At 74.4% G+C, this 18317-nt stretch carries 16 protein-coding genes and 1 pseudogene; 8 read left to right on the forward strand and 9 right to left on the reverse strand.

The features are described 5' to 3' along the window. Positions 1-62: 62 nt before the first annotated feature. The 4 genes from AB0J24_RS15940 to AB0J24_RS15955 all read right to left on the reverse strand — a co-directional run bounded on the left by AB0J24_RS15940 (position 63) and on the right by AB0J24_RS15955 (position 6671). Positions 63-701: a hypothetical protein gene (locus tag AB0J24_RS15940; protein ID WP_358681554.1), complete on the reverse strand. Its 639-nt coding sequence runs from the start codon at positions 699-701 to the stop codon at positions 63-65. Between the two features lie 19 nt (positions 702-720). Then, on the reverse strand, positions 721-1689 hold the full coding sequence (locus AB0J24_RS15945; RefSeq protein ID WP_358681557.1) for a substrate-binding domain-containing protein: 969 nt from the start codon (positions 1687-1689) through the stop codon (positions 721-723). 840 nt (positions 1690-2529) lie between these two features. Next, positions 2530-2925, reverse strand: coding sequence for a hypothetical protein (locus tag AB0J24_RS15950; protein WP_358681559.1), 396 nt, complete (start codon positions 2923-2925; stop codon positions 2530-2532). Between the two features lie 158 nt (positions 2926-3083). Then, positions 3084-6671, reverse strand: coding sequence for an FAD-binding and (Fe-S)-binding domain-containing protein (locus tag AB0J24_RS15955; RefSeq protein ID WP_358681562.1), 3588 nt, complete (start codon positions 6669-6671; stop codon positions 3084-3086). A 2106-nt stretch (positions 6672-8777) separates the two neighbouring features. On the opposite strand from AB0J24_RS15955, the gene AB0J24_RS15960 reads away from it, so the two are divergent. The 3 genes from AB0J24_RS15960 to AB0J24_RS15970 are packed head-to-tail and all read left to right on the forward strand — an operon-like array spanning position 8778 to position 11661. Continuing rightward, the gene (locus AB0J24_RS15960; RefSeq protein WP_358681564.1) at positions 8778-10010 is read left to right on the forward strand and encodes a sensor histidine kinase; all 1233 of its coding nucleotides are present in this window, start codon (positions 8778-8780) and stop codon (positions 10008-10010) included. After that, positions 10007-10678: a response regulator transcription factor gene (locus tag AB0J24_RS15965; RefSeq protein ID WP_358681567.1), complete on the forward strand. Its 672-nt coding sequence runs from the start codon at positions 10007-10009 to the stop codon at positions 10676-10678. Before AB0J24_RS15960 ends, AB0J24_RS15965 begins: the two co-directional genes overlap by 4 nt. Beyond that, positions 10675-11661 (forward strand): DUF418 domain-containing protein, encoded by a 987-nt coding sequence (locus tag AB0J24_RS15970; protein ID WP_358681570.1) that lies wholly within the window; start codon positions 10675-10677, stop codon positions 11659-11661. The genes AB0J24_RS15965 and AB0J24_RS15970 overlap by 4 nt, the downstream gene beginning before the upstream one ends. On the opposite strand, the gene AB0J24_RS15975 is transcribed toward AB0J24_RS15970, so the two are convergent. Then, positions 11586-12641 carry an NAD(P)-dependent alcohol dehydrogenase gene (locus AB0J24_RS15975; protein WP_358681573.1) on the reverse strand — a complete coding sequence of 352 codons (1056 nt, stop codon included), beginning with the start codon at positions 12639-12641 and terminating at the stop codon, positions 11586-11588. The two genes, AB0J24_RS15970 and AB0J24_RS15975, sit on opposite strands and share 76 nt — an antisense overlap. A 98-nt stretch (positions 12642-12739) precedes the next feature. Between AB0J24_RS15975 and AB0J24_RS15980 the strand changes: the two genes are divergently transcribed. Further along, positions 12740-13405 carry a TetR/AcrR family transcriptional regulator gene (locus tag AB0J24_RS15980; protein WP_358681576.1) on the forward strand — a complete coding sequence of 222 codons (666 nt, stop codon included), beginning with the start codon at positions 12740-12742 and terminating at the stop codon, positions 13403-13405. Positions 13406-13480: 75 nt separating this feature from the next. Here the strand turns inward: AB0J24_RS15980 and AB0J24_RS15985 are convergent, their stop codons facing one another. The 3 genes and pseudogenes from AB0J24_RS15985 to AB0J24_RS15995 form a co-directional block, all read right to left on the reverse strand. Next, complete coding sequence (locus tag AB0J24_RS15985) at positions 13481-13831, reverse strand: methyltransferase (protein WP_358681989.1); 351 nt, start codon at positions 13829-13831, stop codon at positions 13481-13483. Continuing rightward, a pseudogene (locus tag AB0J24_RS15990) lies at positions 13746-14534 on the reverse strand (methyltransferase); the annotation flags it as partial. The pseudogene AB0J24_RS15990 and the gene AB0J24_RS15985, both read right to left, overlap by 86 nt. 37 nt (positions 14535-14571) lie before the next feature. Beyond that, complete coding sequence (locus AB0J24_RS15995) at positions 14572-15057, reverse strand: cupin domain-containing protein (RefSeq protein ID WP_358681578.1); 486 nt, start codon at positions 15055-15057, stop codon at positions 14572-14574. 178 nt (positions 15058-15235) lie between these two features. Between AB0J24_RS15995 and AB0J24_RS16000 the strand changes: the two genes are divergently transcribed. From AB0J24_RS16000 to AB0J24_RS16010, 3 genes are all read left to right on the forward strand, one after another. Beyond that, positions 15236-15562: a hypothetical protein gene (locus tag AB0J24_RS16000; protein WP_358681581.1), complete on the forward strand. Its 327-nt coding sequence runs from the start codon at positions 15236-15238 to the stop codon at positions 15560-15562. Between the two features lie 79 nt (positions 15563-15641). After that, on the forward strand, positions 15642-16292 hold the full coding sequence (locus AB0J24_RS16005; RefSeq protein WP_358681584.1) for a thioredoxin domain-containing protein: 651 nt from the start codon (positions 15642-15644) through the stop codon (positions 16290-16292). Continuing rightward, on the forward strand, positions 16289-16927 hold the full coding sequence (locus AB0J24_RS16010; protein ID WP_358681587.1) for a vitamin K epoxide reductase family protein: 639 nt from the start codon (positions 16289-16291) through the stop codon (positions 16925-16927). Before AB0J24_RS16005 ends, AB0J24_RS16010 begins: the two co-directional genes overlap by 4 nt. Before the next feature lie 64 nt (positions 16928-16991). Here AB0J24_RS16010 and tatA read toward each other — a convergent pair whose 3' ends face one another. Further along, the gene (tatA, locus tag AB0J24_RS16015; protein ID WP_358681590.1) at positions 16992-17231 is read right to left on the reverse strand and encodes a twin-arginine translocase TatA/TatE family subunit; all 240 of its coding nucleotides are present in this window, start codon (positions 17229-17231) and stop codon (positions 16992-16994) included. Between the two features lie 389 nt (positions 17232-17620). Between tatA and AB0J24_RS16020 the strand changes: the two genes are divergently transcribed. After that, a complete protein-coding gene (locus AB0J24_RS16020) occupies positions 17621-18250 on the forward strand; it encodes a DedA family protein (RefSeq protein ID WP_358681592.1) in 630 nt (209 codons plus the stop codon). The last annotated feature ends 67 nt before the right edge of the window (positions 18251-18317 follow it).

The raw sequence follows: 18317 nt of genomic DNA on the forward strand, positions 1-18317 counted from the left end.
GCCAACCGCCACGCCACCCCGAAACGGCGCTTCGCACCCGAGTCCAAGATCCGCAGACCCGATTACCTACCGAACGTTGCCTGACAAGGCACTAGCCACCACAGCACCGACATCTTCACCGTCATGAAGCCGAGCGGTACGTCGCCGGCGAAGAACGCCCTGGCCGAGGCGAACCCGTCCATGTCGGAGATGTTGTCGGTGGCGACGGTGCCGGTGACCAGCTTGGTGACACCGAGGTTGACACCCTGCAGCACGAAGAACGTGGAGAGGGTGATCAGGAAGCTCGGCAATCTCGTCCGGACCAGCAGCCAGCCGTTGAGGAAGCCGATCGCGAGCGCGATCGCCAGGCTGACCGCCGCGCCCACCCAGACGTTGAGCGAGAGCTGAAAACTGATCATCGCCGATGCGAGTGCGGCCGTGGTCACCGCGACGCCGGACGACAGGTCGAACTCGCCGCCGATCATCAACAGGGCGACGCCGAGCGCCACGATGCCGATCGTGGACGCCGAGTAGAGAACGGTGGACAGCGCCTCGACGGAGCGGAACGGCGGCGCGACCGCGAAGAAGAAGACGAAGATCGCGATCGCGGCCGCGGTCGCGCCGATCTCCGGGCGGGCCAGTACCCGTGCGCCGAGCGAACGCTGCACGGGGGCGCGGCCGCCGGACACGGGCGGTGAGGTGGGTGGGGTGGCGACACTCATCGCAGGTGCTCCCGGGGGCTCAACGGGTGTTGTTCGCCGCGTACCCGGCGATCTCGGCGATGTTGCTGCTGTCGACGATGGACGGGCCGGTGAGGACCGGCTTGCCGCCGCCCAGGTCGTTGCCGTTGGTGAGGTTGAGCCAGAGACTCTGCACCGACATGTATCCCTGGACGTAGGGCTGCTGGTCCACCGAGAAGGCGATCCGGCCGTCCTGCACGGCGGTCGCGACGTCGGCGTTGAGATCGAAGGTGATCACCTCGGCCCGGCTGCCGGTCTCGGCCGCAGCCTGGGTCGCGGCGAGGGCGACGGGTGCGCCGAGGGCCACGATGTGCGTGATCGACGGGTCCTGCTGCAGCTTCGCGCCGATCGTCTGCTGCACCGATGGCAGGTCGGTGCCGTTGACCTGCAGGTTCTCCGATCCCGGGGAGGTGGTGAGCACCCCGGCGCATCGGGCCTCCAGGGAGACCGAACCCTGCTCGTGGATGATGCAGAGGGCCTTGCCGCCACCTGCCTCGGTGATCCGCTCGCCCGCGCTGCGGCCGGCGAGGTTCTCGTCCGAGCCGAAGTACATCCCGACGCCGTAGCGGGCGTAGTCGTCGATCCCGGCGTTGAACGCCACGGTCGGGATGCCTGCCTCGACCGCCCGTTGCGCGGCCGGACCGACCTGGTCGGCCTGCGAGAGCGTCACCGCGACGCCGTCGACCTGGGAGTCGATCGCGTTCTGCACGAGCGTGGCCTGCTGGCCACCGTCCGGGTTGTTCGAGTACCTCAGTTCGACGCCCAGGTTCTCGGCCGCCTGCTCGGCTCCGGCACGCACCTTGTCCCAGAAGGAGTCACCGGGCGCCTCGTGGGTGATCATCGCGATGACGTAGCTCTGGTCGGTCGCGTCGGTCTGTGTCTGCGCGCCGCCCTGGCTGCTGCATGCGGCGAGCGCGAGCGCCGAGGCTGCGGCGACGGCCACCGTGAAGGTGTTCCGAACTCTCCTCATCGAACATCTGTTCTCTCTGTGAAGTGGTGACGTGCAGCCGGAGTGGGGAGTGAGGTGCACCACGCACAGGTGTACGCATCCGCTCGCATCAGATCAAGAGTTTGTCCGTACAAAATCGCAGCATCGTTGAGACGATTTCTGCTCCTGCCCCGGGGTGATACCGGGCCGATCCACGCCGTGTCCGTCGGGCCGGCCGGGTCGAACCGGGGCCGGCCCGGCCCGTGGGCCGGACGCGGCGCATCGGACCGACGTGGCGGGTGACGGGGAGGTCTCGCAGCCGGGCACGAGGCCGGACCAACAGCGGACGCGGTGCCGGGCTCGCGGTCGGACACCGGCGCCGGGCGCCCGGTCGGACGCGGGTGCGGGGCGCCGGTCGGACGCGGGTGCGGGGCGCCGGTCGGACGCGGGTGCGGGGCGCCTGGTCGGACAGGGGTGCGGGGCGCCTGGTCGGACAGGGGTGCGGGGCGCCTGGTCGGACAGGGGTGCGGGGCGCCTGGTCGGACACAGGTGCCGGTGCCGAACCGGGCACGTGGTCGGGCACGCGGCCCCGGGCGCCGAACCGGGCGCGCGGCCTTGGATGCGGAACCGGGGGCGCGGTGGGGCACGAGCCCGCGCACGATGTCGGTGGGCACGGTGTCGGTGGGCACGGTGTCGGTGGGCACGGTGTCGGGCACGGGACGGCCCACGGCACGACACCCGGAGCCGGACGCGGCCGGGGGCGCCGGGGCGGACGCAGCCCGGCGCGCGGAGGCCGACGGCGCACCTGCTCGAGCGACCGGGCCGGAGGTGGGCTCCGCGAGCGTCGTCCGGTCGCGGGTCGCCGGCGCGGCGACGGAAGGATCAGGCCGGGCGGTGCGGGGTCCCGCGCAGGCTGTACCAGAAGGCGCCGGCCTCGGCGTCGCTCAGGTCGGTCCGCACCGAGACCCCGGCGGGGCAGCCGAACCGCCGCTTGATCGCCTTCCGGGCGACCTTCTCGATCTTGTGGGCCAGTCGCTCCGGGACGGTCCGCCCGGCGAGGGTCAGTACGGCGACGAAGGCGTAACGGACGGGCCCGCGGCGCGGCCACGGCCCGGTGCCGTCGGCGAGCGACAGCTCCACCGTCATCGGGCGCTTCTCGTGCTGGTGCAGCGCCCTGGTCAGCTCGGACTCGACGGTCTGAGCCTCGGCGCCGGCCGGCGCCTCGACCCGCACCACGGCCATCACGGCATTCGGCCTGCCTGCACTGACAGCGCTCATGGTCGGTGGCCCCTTCCGTTGCGCGCCCGCCCCGATGAAGCGCGCGTTCGGGCCATTCTTTCCCGGTCCTCCCCGTCCCAAACAAGAACTGGATCGAGAAAGTGCTCAGGACGGTCATTGCGGACGGTGGCGCCCGGCTGCTGGTCCACCCGTCCGGGTCAACCTCGGGTGAGTCTCTCCAGGATCTCGATCACGTGTTGGTAGTCCTTCCCGGTGGCCCGGCTCATTCCGAGTTCGCAGGTCCGGTTGCAGGAGGCGTATCCGTCGGCGGTCACCGCGGTGATCTCGCGGGCCTGTTCCGCGGTGGCCGATGCGGTCAGTTCCGGATGGAGCAGGCCGCGGTCCCCGGCGAACCCGCAGCAGCCCCACGCATCGGGCACGACGACCTCGTCCGCGACCGCGTCGGCGATCCGTCGGAGCGGGTCGACGAGCCCGAGTTGGGTGGCTGAGCAGGTGGGGTGCAGCACGATCCGGCCCAGCCGTGGGTGCACGGCCCCGGTGAGCGCGGGCAGCAGGTGTTCGGCGGTGTAGGCGACGGAGTCGACGACCTCGATGTCCCGGTACTCGGCGGGCCCGGAGGCGATCATCACCCGCAGGCCTTCGGTGCACGACGACGCGTCGGTGACGACCGGGAGCGCGCCGTGCCGGGTCGCGGTCCAGAGCGCGGGTAGCACCCGGTGTGCCATCACCGCGGCGCCGTCGGTGAAGCCCTTCGACTTCCAGGGGGTGCCGCAGCACAGTGAGGGCAGGTCGTCGGGCGCGGTCACCCGGATCCCGGCGCGCTCGCAGAGCCGGACGAACGCGTCGGCGGCACCGTTGCCGGTCGAGCCGAACATCACCCCCGTGCACGAGGAGAACAGCACCAGTTCGGCGTCGGCCGTGACGAGCCCGTCGGGCTCCCGCCGACCACCGCCGCCGGGCAGGTCGGCCGACCACAACGGGACCTGTTCGGGATCGGCGACGCGGCGGAGCGCGGCCGAGGCGGGTCCGGCGCCCGGTAGCCGCTGTGCCAGCGACAGCGCCGCGCCCGCCGCCCGGGTGGTGGCCGCCCAGTGCTTCGCCGCGAACGTCCAGCCGCCGGCGGCGAGCTTCGGCGCACGCTCGGCCCGCAGCCGTCGCACCAGGTCCCCGGTGTTGATCAGGACCGGGCAGGCGGTGGCGCACATGCCGTCGACCGCGCAGGTGTCGACGCCGTCGTAGGCGTAGTCGGCCTCGATCTCGGCGACCAGCGCGTCGTCACCTTCGGACCGGGCCCGTTCCAGCTCGCGGCGCAGCACGATCCGCTGCCGCGGTGTGGTGGTCAGGTCCCGGCTGGGACAGACCGGTTCGCAGAAGCCGCACTCGACGCACCGGTCGACCTCGGACTCGACGGTCGGGGCGGACTTGAGGTCGGACAGGTGCGCGGCGGGGTCGTCGTCGAGGACGACGCCGGGGGAGAGCACCCCGCGCGGGTCGCACAACCGCTTGATCTCGCGCATGACCTGGTACAGGTCGTCGCCGTACTGGCGGCGGACGAACGGCGTCATCATCCGGCCGGTGCCGTGCTCGGCCTTGAGGGTGCCGCCGTGGGCGAGCACCAGTTCGACCATGTCGTCGGTGAACCGGCCGAACCGGTCCCGGCCCGAGGTGTCGCCGAGCCGCTCGGTGAGCATGAAGTGGACGTTGCCGTCCTTGGCGTGTCCGAAGATCACCGCGTGGTCGTAGCCGTGCCGGCCGAACAGCTTGATCAGCCCTTCGCAGGTCGGCAGGAGGTCCGGTACCGGGACCGCGATGTCCTCCAGCAGCGCCGCGGTGCCGGACGGGCGGGCACCGGCGACCTTGGCGTAGAGGCCCTTGCGCAGCTTCCACAGCCCGGCCTTGCCGGCCGGGTCACCGGAGAGCTCCCGCGGGCCCTGCAGCGGCAGGGACGCGATCCGCCCGGTGGCGGCCCCGGCGAGTTCGTCGGCCTCGGTGGCGGTGTGTCCGCGGTACTCGACGAGCAGCGCGGCCTGGTCGCGCACGGTGAGTGCGCGCAGTCGGGGATCGGCGTCGGCGTCGGCCTGGCCGACCCGCAGCGACGTGGCGTCGAGCAGTTCGATCGTCGCGGGGCCGGAGTCGACGAGGGAGGGCAGGGCGCGGTTCGCCGCGGCCAGGTCGTCGAACACCAGCAGGCCGGTGCGGGTGTGCGGGAGGACCGGGACGGTGCGCATGGTGATCGAGGAGATGAACGCGAGTGTTCCCTCCGAGCCCACGATCAGCCGGGCCAGGACGTCGACCGGTCGGTCGTGGTCGAGGAAGGAGTTCAGGCCGTAGCCCATCGTGTTCTTCAGGGCGAACTGCTGTTCGATCGTCGTGCGGGCGACCGGGTCGTTCCGCAGGCGGTCCCGGATGCGGGCCAGGCCCGCCCACAGGTCGGGCTCGCGGCTGCGCAGCTCCTCGTCGGCGCCGTGGGCGCCGGTGTCGAGCACCGTGCCGGAGGGCAGCACGATCTGCAGCGAGTCCAGCAGTGCGTAGCTGTTCGCGGCCGTCCCGCAGGCCATCCCGGACGAGTTGTTCGCGACCACCCCGCCGAGGGTGCAGGCGACCTCGCTGGCCGGGTCCGGGCCGAGCATCCGGCCGTGGCGGGCCAGGCGGGTGTTCACCGCGCGCACGGTCGCCCCCGGGCCGACCCGGACCCGGGCGCCGTCGTCGAGGACCTCGATCCCCCGGAAGTGCCGCCGGACATCGACCAGGATCCCGTCGGTGACGGCCTGCCCGGACAGGCTCGTCCCGCCCGAGCGGAAGGTCAGCGCCACACCGGTCGTGGCCGACACCCGGAACAGCCGGGCGACGTCATCGGCTCCGGTCGCCGTCACCACCGCCCGCGGGGTCCGCGCGAAGTGCGACGCGTCGTGGGCCATACCGAGCCGGTCGATGGCCCGGGTCCGGACGGCGCCGGGCGGGACGGCCTCGGCCAGCCGGTCGTGCAGGTCGGTGCTCACGTGCGGCTCCTCGCGTGTGGTGGGACGCGCGAGAACAGCCTGCCCTGCCGGCACCTCCGTTGCCGAGCCCGCCTGCCCGTGCGGGCGGGTCGCCGGGTTCCGACGGCGGCAGCGTGGGCCCCGGGATCCGCGGCTACGTCGTCGGGTCGATCCGGGTCGTGGCGTGCACCGGCGCGGCAGCCACCGGCCGGTCCAGGCGCGTCGGCCGGTGGCTCCCGCGCGGACCGGGAACCCGCGGCAGCAGCGGGAGCACCCCCCGGTCGACGGGTCGGGCGCCGGCTCCCCGACCGGTCCTGCCACCGCGGGCCGCTCCGGTGTCCCCGCTGCGGTGGCCTCGGCCAGCAGCTCGCGGACGTCGACGGTGACCGGATGCGTCCCGCCCAGGATCGCCTCGGCGGTGTCGGCGGTCGCGGACAGCAGGCTGCCCGCCCCGCGCAGGTCGCCGTTGTCGGCACGGGCCAGGGCCAGCGCGGCGCACGAGGCGATGGTGCACGGGTGCGCCGGGCCGAGGACCCGGGTCCGCCGGTCGATCACGTCGCGGTGCCGGGTGATCGCCTCCTGCGGGTCCCCGACGATGCGGTGTGCGGCGGCGAGGGCGTCGGCGGCGGCCAGCGAGGCCGGATGGTCGGCACCCAGCTCCTGCTCGCGCGTCGCGAGATTGCGGGTGGCCAGCGCGAGGCCGCGGGCCTCGTCGTCGCCGAGCAGGTAGGCGACGGCGAGGCTGCCCTCCACGACGAGCGTGTCGGCGTCGCGCGGGCCCAGACAGCGGCGGGCATCGGCGAGCACCCGCTCCAGGCGCCGGGTCGCGTCGGTCAGTCCCGTCTCGTCGCCCGCACGGCCGGCGGCCCGTACGTCGGTGGCCGCCCGGTCGTGTCGCGCCCGCAGCGCCTGGCGTGCGCCGTCGGCCCAGGGTCGGAGCCCGGGCCCTCGCGCAGGGGCGGGGAACCGGTGAAGGCACCGTCGTCCATGGTCGTCGGCCCCTCTCCGGTCGTCGGCCGGCCACCCGGCCGGCCCTGGTGATCGCTACGCACCGTACCTATCGGCCGGCCCGCGACCCGCTGTCGTGCGCCGTTCGAGGCGCAGAACACCCTGATCGCCCACCCGCTGTCACCACGGCGCGACCCCCGGTCGCCGACGGCGGTGCATCGGCGATGCCGGCGGCGCGACCGGAGCGGTCGTGCTCCCCGGCCCGGGGCGCGCTACCGACCCGGCTCCCGGGCGGGGTTCACCCGGCCGTGCGGTGTTCCGGTACCGGTGGTGGAGGTTCGGACGGAAGGGCTGGAACTCCGCGCCCCGGGTGCCGAGGATCGTCGGTCGGACACCGCGTGACTCGACACGGTGCGACGGGGGGACACGATGCCGGGTTCAGGACAGGTGCTCACCGGTGGTCGGCGGTGACCTCCGGCGAGCCCGCCGGCGAGGGTGCGCCGGCGCCTGATCGCGGCCCCGACACGATCCGCCGGGCACCGGACCGGGTGGTGGACACCACCCGCCGGGCGATGCCACCCAGGCCGCCGGTTCGGCCCGCCCCGATCTCCGGTCCGGATTCACCGCCGCTGCCGACCGCATCTGCACCGCGGTTGCCCGCGTCGCCGACGCCAGCGCCGGCGCCGGGTGCGGTGCCGCTCCCGCTGCCGCCGGTCGGGCCGTCGTCGTGCACTCGGCCCCAGCTCCGGGTGCAGCCGGTTCCCGGCCGGCCGGCCTCGCGTGCGCTGAGGATCGGGCTGGCCGGGGTGTTCCTCGCCGCTGCCGGCGCCTCGGTGGCGGTCGTCGCCGCGTCGGCGGCCGTGCAGCAGGACGGCGGATGGCCCCGGGCAGGTGAACCGGCCGCGGTGCTCGATCCACCGGGGCCCGCCGGTCCGGCAGCTGCCGACCCGGGTGCACGACCGGAGCGGGCCGCGGCCCCACCCCCCGGGTCGGGGGTCGGGCGTCCCGACGCGGGCGCGGCGGGGCACGGGGACGGCGGGCACGGTCCGGGGTCCGGCACGGGGACCGGGGCCGGGTCCGGCTCCTCGGGATCGGGGCCCGGTGGGCCCGACGCCGCTCCCGGTGGTCCGGGGGCCGGCCCGCCGGGCTCGGCCCTGCCCGGTGCCGGGGCGGCGGGCGTCGCGACTCCCGGCGCCGGCCTGCCTGGTGCCGGACAGCTCGACGCAGGTGGGGCGGGTGCCGGACCACCCGGTGCCGGTGGCGAGCCCGGCGGCGGCAGCCCCGGTGCGGGCGAGCCGGGGGCGGCGGGCTCGGGTGCGGGCGAGCCGGGAGCCGCAGGCCCGGGCGCGGGCCAGCCCGGGACCGCGAACCCCGGTGCAGGTCAGCCGGGGACCGCGAACCCCGGTGCAGGTCAGCCGGGGAGCGGAAGCCCGGGTTCCGCACATCCGGGCGGGGATCGGTCCGGTGCGGATGGGCCCGGGCCGGTGGGACCCGGCGCCGGTGCCCCGGGCGACGACGGCGTGGGTGCCGGCGACCCTCGGCCGGGCGCGCCCGGCCCGGGATCCGGCGCCACCTCTCCCACCGCGGCCGCGCCGCCGGTCCCGGGCACCGGCACCGGCACCGATGCCACCCTCCCGGTGGCGCCCTGACGATCAGCCCCCGCGCGGACGGGCCGTGCACGGCCCGCACCGGCCACCCGCAGGCGGCCCCACCGGGGAGGGCTCTGCCGGTGCCGGCTCGGACCGGCTCTCCGACCGTGGTCTGACCGTGCGGGCGGAGCCTGCGGTCCGGATCCGCCCGTGCTCCGAGGCGGGCACGGGTCCGCAGCGGCAGGCTCGTACCCATGGGAGCGACGCCGCACAGACCGGGCGGGGGGTCACCGACCACCGCGACCGGGTACCGAGCATCATGGCTCGCCGTGGAGGGTCCCGGTGGGCGTGCGGTGCTGCCCGGCGGGGGCGTGCGGTGATCGCGGCGGAGCGGCCCACGGTGGTCGAGCGGTTCGTGACGCTGTGCCGGCGCAATCCGGTCGTGGTCGACGCCGTCCTCGCGGCGCTGCTGTTGTACGTCGCGTTCACCTGGACGCTCGAGGGCAAGGTCCCGCGGGACGACCGGACCGTGGCCCTGGTGGTGGCGGTGCTGGTCGCCATGCCGGTGGTGCTCCGACGGACCCATCCGATCCCGGCCGCCGTCACCACCGCCGTCGTCGCGGCCGCCGCGCAGCTGTTCTTCCCCGGGGTCGGCGCGGTGATCCTGCTGCCGGCGCTGGTCATGGGGTACTCGGCGATCGCCTACGGGCCGCGCTGGGCGGGTGCGGTCGCGTTCCTGCTGATCGGGCTGGGCGCGGTGATCCAGCCGGCGATCGCCCTGCTGACGACCACCGTCGACCCGCCCGGACCGTGGGTGTTACCGCTGGTGTTCGGGTTCGCGCTGATGCTGGCGTTGCTCGTCTGGCTGGCCGGATCGCTGCGCCGGGCCGCGGTCCGGCGGACCGAGCAGCTCCGCGAGCGGGCACGTCTGCTGGAGGAGAGCCGTCGCCAGGAGGTGCGGATCGAGCTGCTGGCCGAGCGGTCCCGGATCTCGCGGGAAGTGCACGACGTCGTCGCGCACTCGCTGTCCGGGATCATCGCCCAGGCCGACGGCGGCCAGTTCGCCGCGCAGCGCGACCCGCAGAAGGCGGTGCAGGTGCTGGCCGGGATCGCCAGCACCGGGCGGGAGGCTCTCGGTGACGTACGCGGCCTGCTGGAGATGTTGCGCGACACCGGACTGGACGACCCGATCGCCGACGAGCCCGGACGCCCGCAGCCCGGGACCGACGACATCGCCACACTCGTCGAACAGGTGCGGGCCGGCGGACTGCCGGTCGAGCTCACCGTGACCGGCGCACCGCGCCCGATCGGCAGCGGCAGCGCACTGACCGCGTACCGGGTGGTGCAGGAAGCGCTGACCAACGTGCTCAAGCACGCCGGGCCCACCACCCCTGCCCGCGTCGGTCTACAGTGGACTCATGACGAACTGGTCGTCCGGGTCCGCGACGAGGGTGCGCGCGGCCCCGTCCCGCGCCCGCCGCGCGGCGGGCACGGCCTGATCGGCATGCGTGAACGGGCCGCCCTGCACGGCGGTTCCGTGGAGACCGGACCGCATCCGGACGGCGGCTGGGCCGTCCGGCTACGGCTCCCGCTGAGAGGAGAACGGTGACCGCCGTCCGTCTGATGCTGGTCGACGACCAGGAACTGGTCCGCGCGGGCTTCGCGATGGTGCTGGACTCGTGCGACGACCTGACCGTGGTCGCACAGGCGGGCGACGGCGAGGCCGCGCTGGCCGAGCTGGAACGCACCGAGGTCGACGTCGTGCTGATGGACGTCCGGATGCCGAGACTCGACGGAATCGAGGCGACCCGGCGGGCGATCGCCGCACATCCGGAACTGAAGGTGATGGTGTTGACGACGTTCGACCTCGACGAGTCGGTGACCGCCGCGATCGGTGCCGGGGCCAGCGGATTCCTGCTCAAGGACGTCCGGCCGCAGGAGCTGATCGACGCCGTCCGGACCGTCCACCGGGGCGACTCGGTCGTCGACCCGGTCTCCACCCGGCGGCTGCTCCGGGCGACCGCGCCGCTGCTGTCCGCGCCTGAACCGTCCGCGGCGGCACCTGAGGCGTCGGCCGCGCTCGCCGGCCTGACCCCGCGCGAACGCGAGGTGCTGGTGCTGGTCGGCAGGGGCATGAGCAACGCCGAGATCCAGGCCGAGCTGGTCGTCTCCGAGGCGACCGTGAAGACCCACATCGGACATCTGCTGGCGAAGACGCAGTGCCGGGACCGGGTGCAGCTGGTGGCGCTCGCCTTCCGCGCCGGGATCGTGACGTGAGCACGACGAACACCGAGCGCACCCGGATCCGGGCACTCGACGCGATCCGTGGGCTGGCCCTGTGCGGCATCCTGGTCGTCAACATCCCGTCGCTGACCCGGATGTCCTCCCCGGCCCGGGACGGCTGGGAGGGCGGGACCGAGCAGTGGTTCGAGCTGCTCGTCCAGCAGCGGTTCTTCCCGGTCTTCTCGTTCCTGTTCGGCCTGGGTTTCGCGATCTTCCTCCAGCGCGCCGCGACCCGCACCGACCGGCCCCGTCTGGTGCTGCTGCGCCGGCTCGTGGCGTTGGGGGTGCTCGGTGCGCTGCACCAGCTGCTGCACCCCGGGGAGGCGCTGCTGCCCTACGCGATCGTCGGGATCGTCGTCCTGCTGCCCGCGTCCTGGCTGCCCCGGGTGGTGGTGCTGCTCGGCGGCATCGCCGCCACCGGGCTCGCCGTGTTCGTCGCGCACGGCGGGTTGATGCTGATCCCGGGCATGTTCCTGCTCGGGATGGCCGCGGCCGCCTACGGCGTCCCGGAGCGCCTGGAACGCCCCGGGGCGGCTGTCGGTGCGGTGTGCGCGGTGGCGGTGGCCGGTGCGGTGCCGCTGGTGGTCCTGCAGGCCGGGTCGATCGAGACCAGCGGGTTCGACCACGTGTCCCCGGCAGCCGGGCTGGTCGTCGCCGTGGCGTACGTGACCGGGCTCGCCCTGCTGCTGCGCACCCCGGCCGGCCCCGCCCTGTCCGCGGTGCTCGAACCGCTCGGCCGGATGGCGCTGACGAACTACCTGGGCGCGACCGTGCTGGTGCTCGGGCTCGCGCCGCTGATCGGCCTGCCCGGGACCGAGCGCTACCCGATGGTGCTCGTGCTCGCCGGGGCGATCCTGCTGGTGCAGGTGCTGTTCAGCCGGTGGTGGCTGGGGCGTTTCGCCTACGGGCCGGTGGAGTGGCTCTGGCGGACGGTCTCCTGGTGGGCACCGGTTCCGCTGCGCCGGTCCGTGCGCTGACCCGGACCGATCATCACGGCGATCTTGCCGCGGGCCCGGCCGGCGCCGAGATCCTCGATCGCGGCGCCGGCGTCGGCCAGGCGGACGGTCCGGTCGAGCACCGGCGCCAGCTCACCGGCCTCGACCAGGTCGCGCAGGTGTCCCAGGTCGGTACTGTTCTCGCTCGCCACCAGCACGACGAGTCGCTGCCGCACCAACGGTGAGAGCGCGGCGGCGCGCAGCAGTCTGCCGTAGCCACCGGTGAGCCGGGCGTCCGGCTGCTCCCCGCCGATCAGCACAGCGGTCCCGCGCGGGGTGAGCAGCCTGCGCAGCCGGGTGACCGGAGGGTTGCCGCCGATGTCGAGCACGACGTCCCAGCGACGGCCGAGTTCCGACACCTCGGTCGTGGTGCGGTCGATCACCTCGGTGGCGCCGAGCCCGTGGACCAGTTCGACCGATCCGGTCCGGCAGACCGCCGTCACTGATGCGCCGGCCGCGCGGGCGATCTGCACCGCGAACGTCCCCACCCCGCCGGAGGCACCCAGCACCAGCACCGATGCACCCGCGGTGACCCGGCCCGCGGTGTGCACCGCCTGCCACGCCGTCTGCCCGGACACGCCCAGCGTGGCGGCCGCCTCCGGCGCGAGTCCGGCCGGGGCGTGCGCCAGCCGGTCCGCGGGCGCGACGGCGTACTCGGCGAGACTGCCCCGCGGCGCCGTCCCGAACACCGCGTCGCCGACGGCGAACCCGCTCGCCCCCGGCCCGACCGCGGTGACCGTGCCCGCGAGATCGCGCCCGGGCACCGGGTTGCGGGGGGCACGCAGCCCGACGGCCGGGCGGACCGCGAGCGGCAGACCGGCCATCAGGTGCCAGGTGCCGCGATCGAGCGCGGCCGCCGCCACCCGGACGAGCACCTCACCCGGGCCGGGCTCGGGTACCGGCAGCTCCGCCACCTGCCACACCCCGGTCGTGCCGTACTGCTCCTGCACCACAGCGCGCATCGTCAGCTCCTGTACTAAGTACGAAAACGTACGTTGTACGATACGGTCGGGCCACGGTCACCACAAGGGGCGATGACCACCAGGAAGCGGGGGTGTCGATGGCGCGGCAGCAGCTGAGTCGCGAGCGAGTGCTCGCCGCGGCCATCGAGCTGGCCGACCGGGAGGGGATCGGGGCGCTCACGATCCGGGCCGTCGCGAACCGTCTCGGCAGTGCGCCGATGGCGGTCTACCACCACGTCGCCGGTAAGGACGAGATCCTCGACGGCCTGGTCGACGCCGTCTACGCCGAGATCGACGAGCCCGTGCCGGGCCGGCCGTGGCGGCCCGAGCTGGCCCGGCGCAGCCACTCGGCACGAGCTGCGCTGGCACGCCACCCCTGGGCGACGCCGCTGCTCGAGAGCCGCCGTCGGCCCGGCCCCGCCACCCTCGCCCAGCACGACGCGGTACTCGGGACGCTGCTGTCCGACGGGTTCGACGTGCCCGCCGCCGGGCACGCGTTCGCCCTGCTCGACGCGTTCGTCTACGGGTTCGCGCTGCAGGAGGCCACGATCCCGTTCGCACCGGAGGCCATCGAGGACGGCGCCCGGGAGATCGTCGCCGGCCTCCCGGACGGTGGGTACCCGTACCTGGCGCGTTTCGTCGCCGAGCGGATCGGCCCCGGTTACGCCTTCGGCGACGAGTTCGACGTCGGTCTGGAGCTGGTGCTCGACGGCATCGGCACGCTCCGGCTGTCAGCACCTGGCGCGCCGCACCGCCTTACCTGACCAGGCCCGCTGCTCATCCCCTGCGGGACCTGCCGAGATGCAGCTCAGCGGGCCGCGAAGATCAACAATTCCCGCTCAGGTGCATCTCGGCGAGTGGCGGGCCGCACCGTGCGGAACCGGACGCGCGTCGATCACGCTGCGCGGCCCGGCCGTCGGGATCACCGACTCGACCCGGAAACCGGCGCCGGCCAGCAGTTGCGCGTACTCGGTGCGGGTCCGTTCGCGACCCCCGGTGCCGACCAGCATGTGCAGGTCGTACAGCGCGGGGCCGGGATCGCCCGGCCCGTCGTCGGGCAGCACCTGCTCGATGACCAGCCCCCTGGCGTCCGGGGCCGGTCGCGGTGCGCATGGTGCGCAACAGGACGTCGCACTCGTCGTCGGTCCAGTCGTGCAGGACGAAGGAGAGCAGGTAGACGTCCGCGCCACCGGGCACCGCCTCGAAGAAGTTGCTCATCATCACGTCGCAGCGGTCCGCGAGACCGGCAGCCGTGAGCTCGGCGCGCGCCCGCCGAGCGACCTGCGGCAGGTCCACCAGGATCCCGCGGCAGGCCGGGCGGGCCGCCAGTACGTGCCGCAGGAGCGCCCCCGTCCCACCACCGAGATCGACCACGGTGGCCCCGTCCGGGATGTCGTAGGCCTCGACGAACCGCGCACCGGCGTCGTCGATCAGACCGCGCTGGGTGACGTCGTAGAGCGCGCCCAGCTCCGGACGGCGGGCGAGGTGATCGAACAGCGGGCGCCCGTTGACCCGGCTGCAGGCCTGCTCGCCGGTGCGGACCGACGCGGTCAGGTCGTCCCACAACGGGCGCCACAGCCGGGAGGTCAGCAGCGCCCTGGCGTGCGCCCCACCGGGGGCGTCGCGCCGCAGCGCGTCGCCGAGCGGGGTGCTCGCCCAGCGGTCGTCCGGCTCGCGGGTGCACAGGCCGAGCGCGGCGAGCGCGCGCAGCAACCGGTCCAGCGCCGGCGCGTGCGCGCCCGTCGCCGTCGCCAGGTCCGCGGTGCCGATCGGCCCACCGGCCAGCACGTCGGCGACGCCCAGCTCGGCCGCGGCGCAGATCGCGTCGGTGGTCCAGTGCGCCTGGATCATGCCCAGCAGCTCGACGGCGGGGGAGGGGGAGGGGGTGTCCATATCGGGAGCGTCCCGGTCACACCTGTGCGCGTCGCGGTCAGGGACCGGGATGGTCACGCAGGTTCACCTGGTCGCAGGTCAGCGCGAACGCGTCGACCTCCTCCGCGGTGGGAGGCTGCGCCCGGGCCGCGAACTCGGCCAGCCCGCGGAAGTAGCGCTCCCGCGGGGCGCCGGGGACGAACAGGATCAGGAACCGTGCATCCGAGTCCGGCCCGGTGCGGAACGCGTGCACCCCACCGGGCGGGACGTGCACCAGGTCACCGGGGCCGGCGTCCGTCCGGTCCGTGCCGGTCATGATCCGCAGCAGGCCCTCGATCACGTAGAAGCTCTCGCTGAAACCGGAGTGGTAGTGCGGCATCGCCCCCGGCGAGTCCGGTGGGATCCACGACTCGAACAGACCGAAACCGCCGCCGACGGCGTCGCCGGGCGCGGCGAAGCGGGTCCAGGACCCGGTCCGGGAGGTGACGACGTGCTCGGTCGCGCCCGCCGGACGCCGGACCGCTGTCGGCTCGGGAAAGCTCACGTCCACCGACGGTAGTCGCCCGGTGACCGGGTGTTCCGCTGCGGCGGCCGGTCGATCCGGGCCGCCCGCACGGCCGCAGCCCGGGGGAGCGGGGGAGGCGACGGCGGCCGTCGGTATCGTCGGTGGTGCGGGTGCAGGGGATCCGCCGTGGCCGGAGCGGAGGAGCGAGGTGAGGTCGGTGCGCGCCTTCGCCTCACTGTTGCTGCTGGTCCTGGCGCTGCTGGTCTGCGCAGGCCCGGCCGCCGCGGGCCCGCCGCCCGAGCACGGTGCGGCCCTCGGTGCCGCCGACTGCCCGTACCACCCGCCCTCGACGCTGCACGCGGGCGACTCCGAGCAGGTCCCGCGGCGTGCGGACGACGGGCCGCCGGTGGCCGACATCGCCCCGGCGGTCGTCCCGGTCGCGCACGCTCCGGCCGCGCCGCCCGCGCTCGTCGCACCGGATCCGCCGGAACGGACGTTGCGCACGCCCTCACCGGTCGAGCATCTCTGCGTCGACCGGAACTGACCCGCGGGAGCCCGGTCCGCCCGTCCCCGACCCCCGTGATCCGGCACCCCGCCGGCCCCTCCGTGGAGGCACCCTCCCGATGACCCGCAACGTCAAGATCTCCCTCGCCGTCGTCGGCGCGTTCGCGCTGATCCTGGCGGGCCTGCTGTTCGCCACCCGCCCCGACACCCCGGACACCGCTCCGGGCGGTGCCCTCGCCGCCGACACCCTCGCCCCGGCCGAGGCGCCCCGGCTCAACGACAACCCGGGCGCACCGGTGACCATGGTCGAGTTCCTCGACTTCGAGTGCCCGTCCTGCGCCCAGATCCAGCCGGTGATGAGCCAGCTCGTCGCGCAGTACGGCGACCGGGTCGAGTTCGTCATCCGCTACTTCCCGCTGCCCAACCACAGCAACGCCGTGCCGGCCGCGGTCGCCGCCGAGGCCGCGCACCGTCAGGACCGCTTCGTCCCGATGTACGAGCGGGTGTTCCAGACCCAGGCCGAGTGGGCCGGATCGTCCGACGCGGCCGGCATCTTCCGCGGTTACGCCGAGGAGCTCGGACTCGACATGGCCGCCTACGACGCGGCCGTCGCGGACCCGGCCACCCTGGAGGCGGTGAACCAGGCCGAGGAGGCAGGCCTGGCGGCGGGCGTGCAGGGCACCCCGACGTTCTTCGTGAACGGCGAGAAGCTGAACCCGGAGTCCGTGCAGGACATCACCGACGCACTCGACGCGGCGGTGAACCCGTGACCGCCGCCGCCCCCACCGAGGAGTTCGCCCGCGTGCCCGCCGAACCCGCACCCGCGGTCCCCGGGCCGCTGCCCCGGCTGTTGCCCTGGCTGCTGATCGTCGGTGGTGGGCTCGGTCTGCTCGCCGCCTTCACCCTGACCGTCGAGCGGATCGTGCTGCTGCAGGATCCGACCTACCAGCCCTCCTGCAGCATCAACCCGGTGCTGTCCTGCGGGTCGGTGATGACGACCGAGCAGGCCGAGTTCTTCGGGTTCCCGAACCCGCTGCTCGGGATCGGCGCGTACGCCGTCGTGGTCACGACCGGAGTGGCGCTGCTCGCCGGTGCCCGCTTCCCGACCTGGTACTGGATCGGCCTCACCGCAGGCTCGGCGGCCGGCGTCGTGTTCGTGCACTACCTGATCGTCCAGAGCCTGTACCGGATCGGCGCGCTCTGCCCGTACTGCATGGTCGTGTGGGCGGTCACGATCCCGATCTTCTGGTACTCGGCGCTCGCGGCGCTCGACCGCAGCGGCGGCGCCCGGGCGCTCTACGCCGGGCTGCGCCAGTATCACGCGGTACCGGTGGTGCTCTGGTTCGTCGCCGTCATCGGGCTGTGCCTGCACCGGTTCTGGGACTACTGGTCGACCTTGCTCTGATCCCGGCGGGTGCGGGAGCCGCAGGGTCTCCTGCACCCGCCGGGGCGCCGGGCCGGGGTCTCGCTCAGGGCCGGGTGTCCCTGCTGGGCTCGGTCCGCTGCGGCTCCCGACCAGCACCGGCCTCGGGGAGCTCCCGGGGCGGCGTCGCGTCACCGGTCTTGTCGTCCCCGGCGTTCAGCTCGGTCTTCAGGATCCGGCTGGAGCGCCCCACCGAGCGGGCCAGGTCGGGCAGCTTCTTCGCGCCGAACAGCAGCACCACCACGAGCAGGATGATCAGCAGCTGGGTCGGTCCGGGAGGGGTCATGTCTCACTCCTTGTCCGCCGGGCCGATGCCCAGCACGTGACGCAGGTACGGCGACCGCGGTGAAGGGTAACGCGACGTCCGTCACCACCACCGCGGCCTGCTGACCGGGTTCCTCGTGGGGTTCACCGCCCCGGAGCAGCCGCCCACCGACGATCCGTTGCGCCGGACACCGGAGAGATCGCCGGAGCGGGCACTGTGGAGGCCGACACTGCGCCCGCCATCGGCGCGGGCGCGGGCAGCGCTGCCCTGCGGGGGGACCCGGCGCCGGGGCCGGAACCCGCGGGCGCCCCCCGCCCGACCTGACCGCCGACGGCGTGCCCTGTGTGGACCGACCCCCGTGCAGGGCACGTGCCCCGAGCCGAGGAGCTCCCATCTCCGAGATCATCGAGTTGCTCAACTCCGTCCCGCTGTGGGTGGTGGTGCTCGTCGCGGGCCTGATCACCCTCGGCGAGACCACGCTCGGGGTCGGCCTGGTACTACCCGGCGAGACCGTGCTGATCGCGGCGGCCATGGCGGTGCCGGACGTCCCGTCGGCGGTGCTGGTGACCGGCGTCGTCGCGCTCGCGGCGATGGGCGGGGACTCGATCGGGTACACGATCGGACGCCGGCTCGGTCCCCGGTTGCGGCACTCCCGGCTGATCCGGCGGATGGGGCAGGACAAATGGGACGATGCCGCCCGCACTCTGCGCAGGCACGGGTCGTGGGCGGTGCTGTGCGCCCGGTTCCTGCCGGTGGTACGGACGATGACACCGGCGGCCGCCGGCGCCTCGGGGCTGCCGCTGCGCCGCTTCCTCCCCGCCGTGGTGGCCGGGGCCGTCGCATGGGCCTCGCTGCACGTCGCGGCCGGCTACCTGCTGCGGGAGGCCGCAAAGAAGTTCGAGCACGCGTTCGGGATGGTGGGCTGGGCGTTGCTCGGGATCGGACTGGTGCTCGGGGCGATCGCCTGGAGGGCGCGTCGTCGCCGGGCCGAGGTGCGCAAGGTGGAGGCTCGCGAGAAGGTCGCGGCGCTCAGGGAGTGAGCCGCGGCGCGGGGTGGGCGCCGCGGCGCCCACCCCGCCCGGTTCTCGGGCCGGCCCCAGCGCGAGC

It is taken from the genome of Pseudonocardia sp. NPDC049635 (assembly GCF_040659795.1).
In the GTDB taxonomy this organism is placed as follows: domain Bacteria; phylum Actinomycetota; class Actinomycetes; order Mycobacteriales; family Pseudonocardiaceae; genus Pseudonocardia.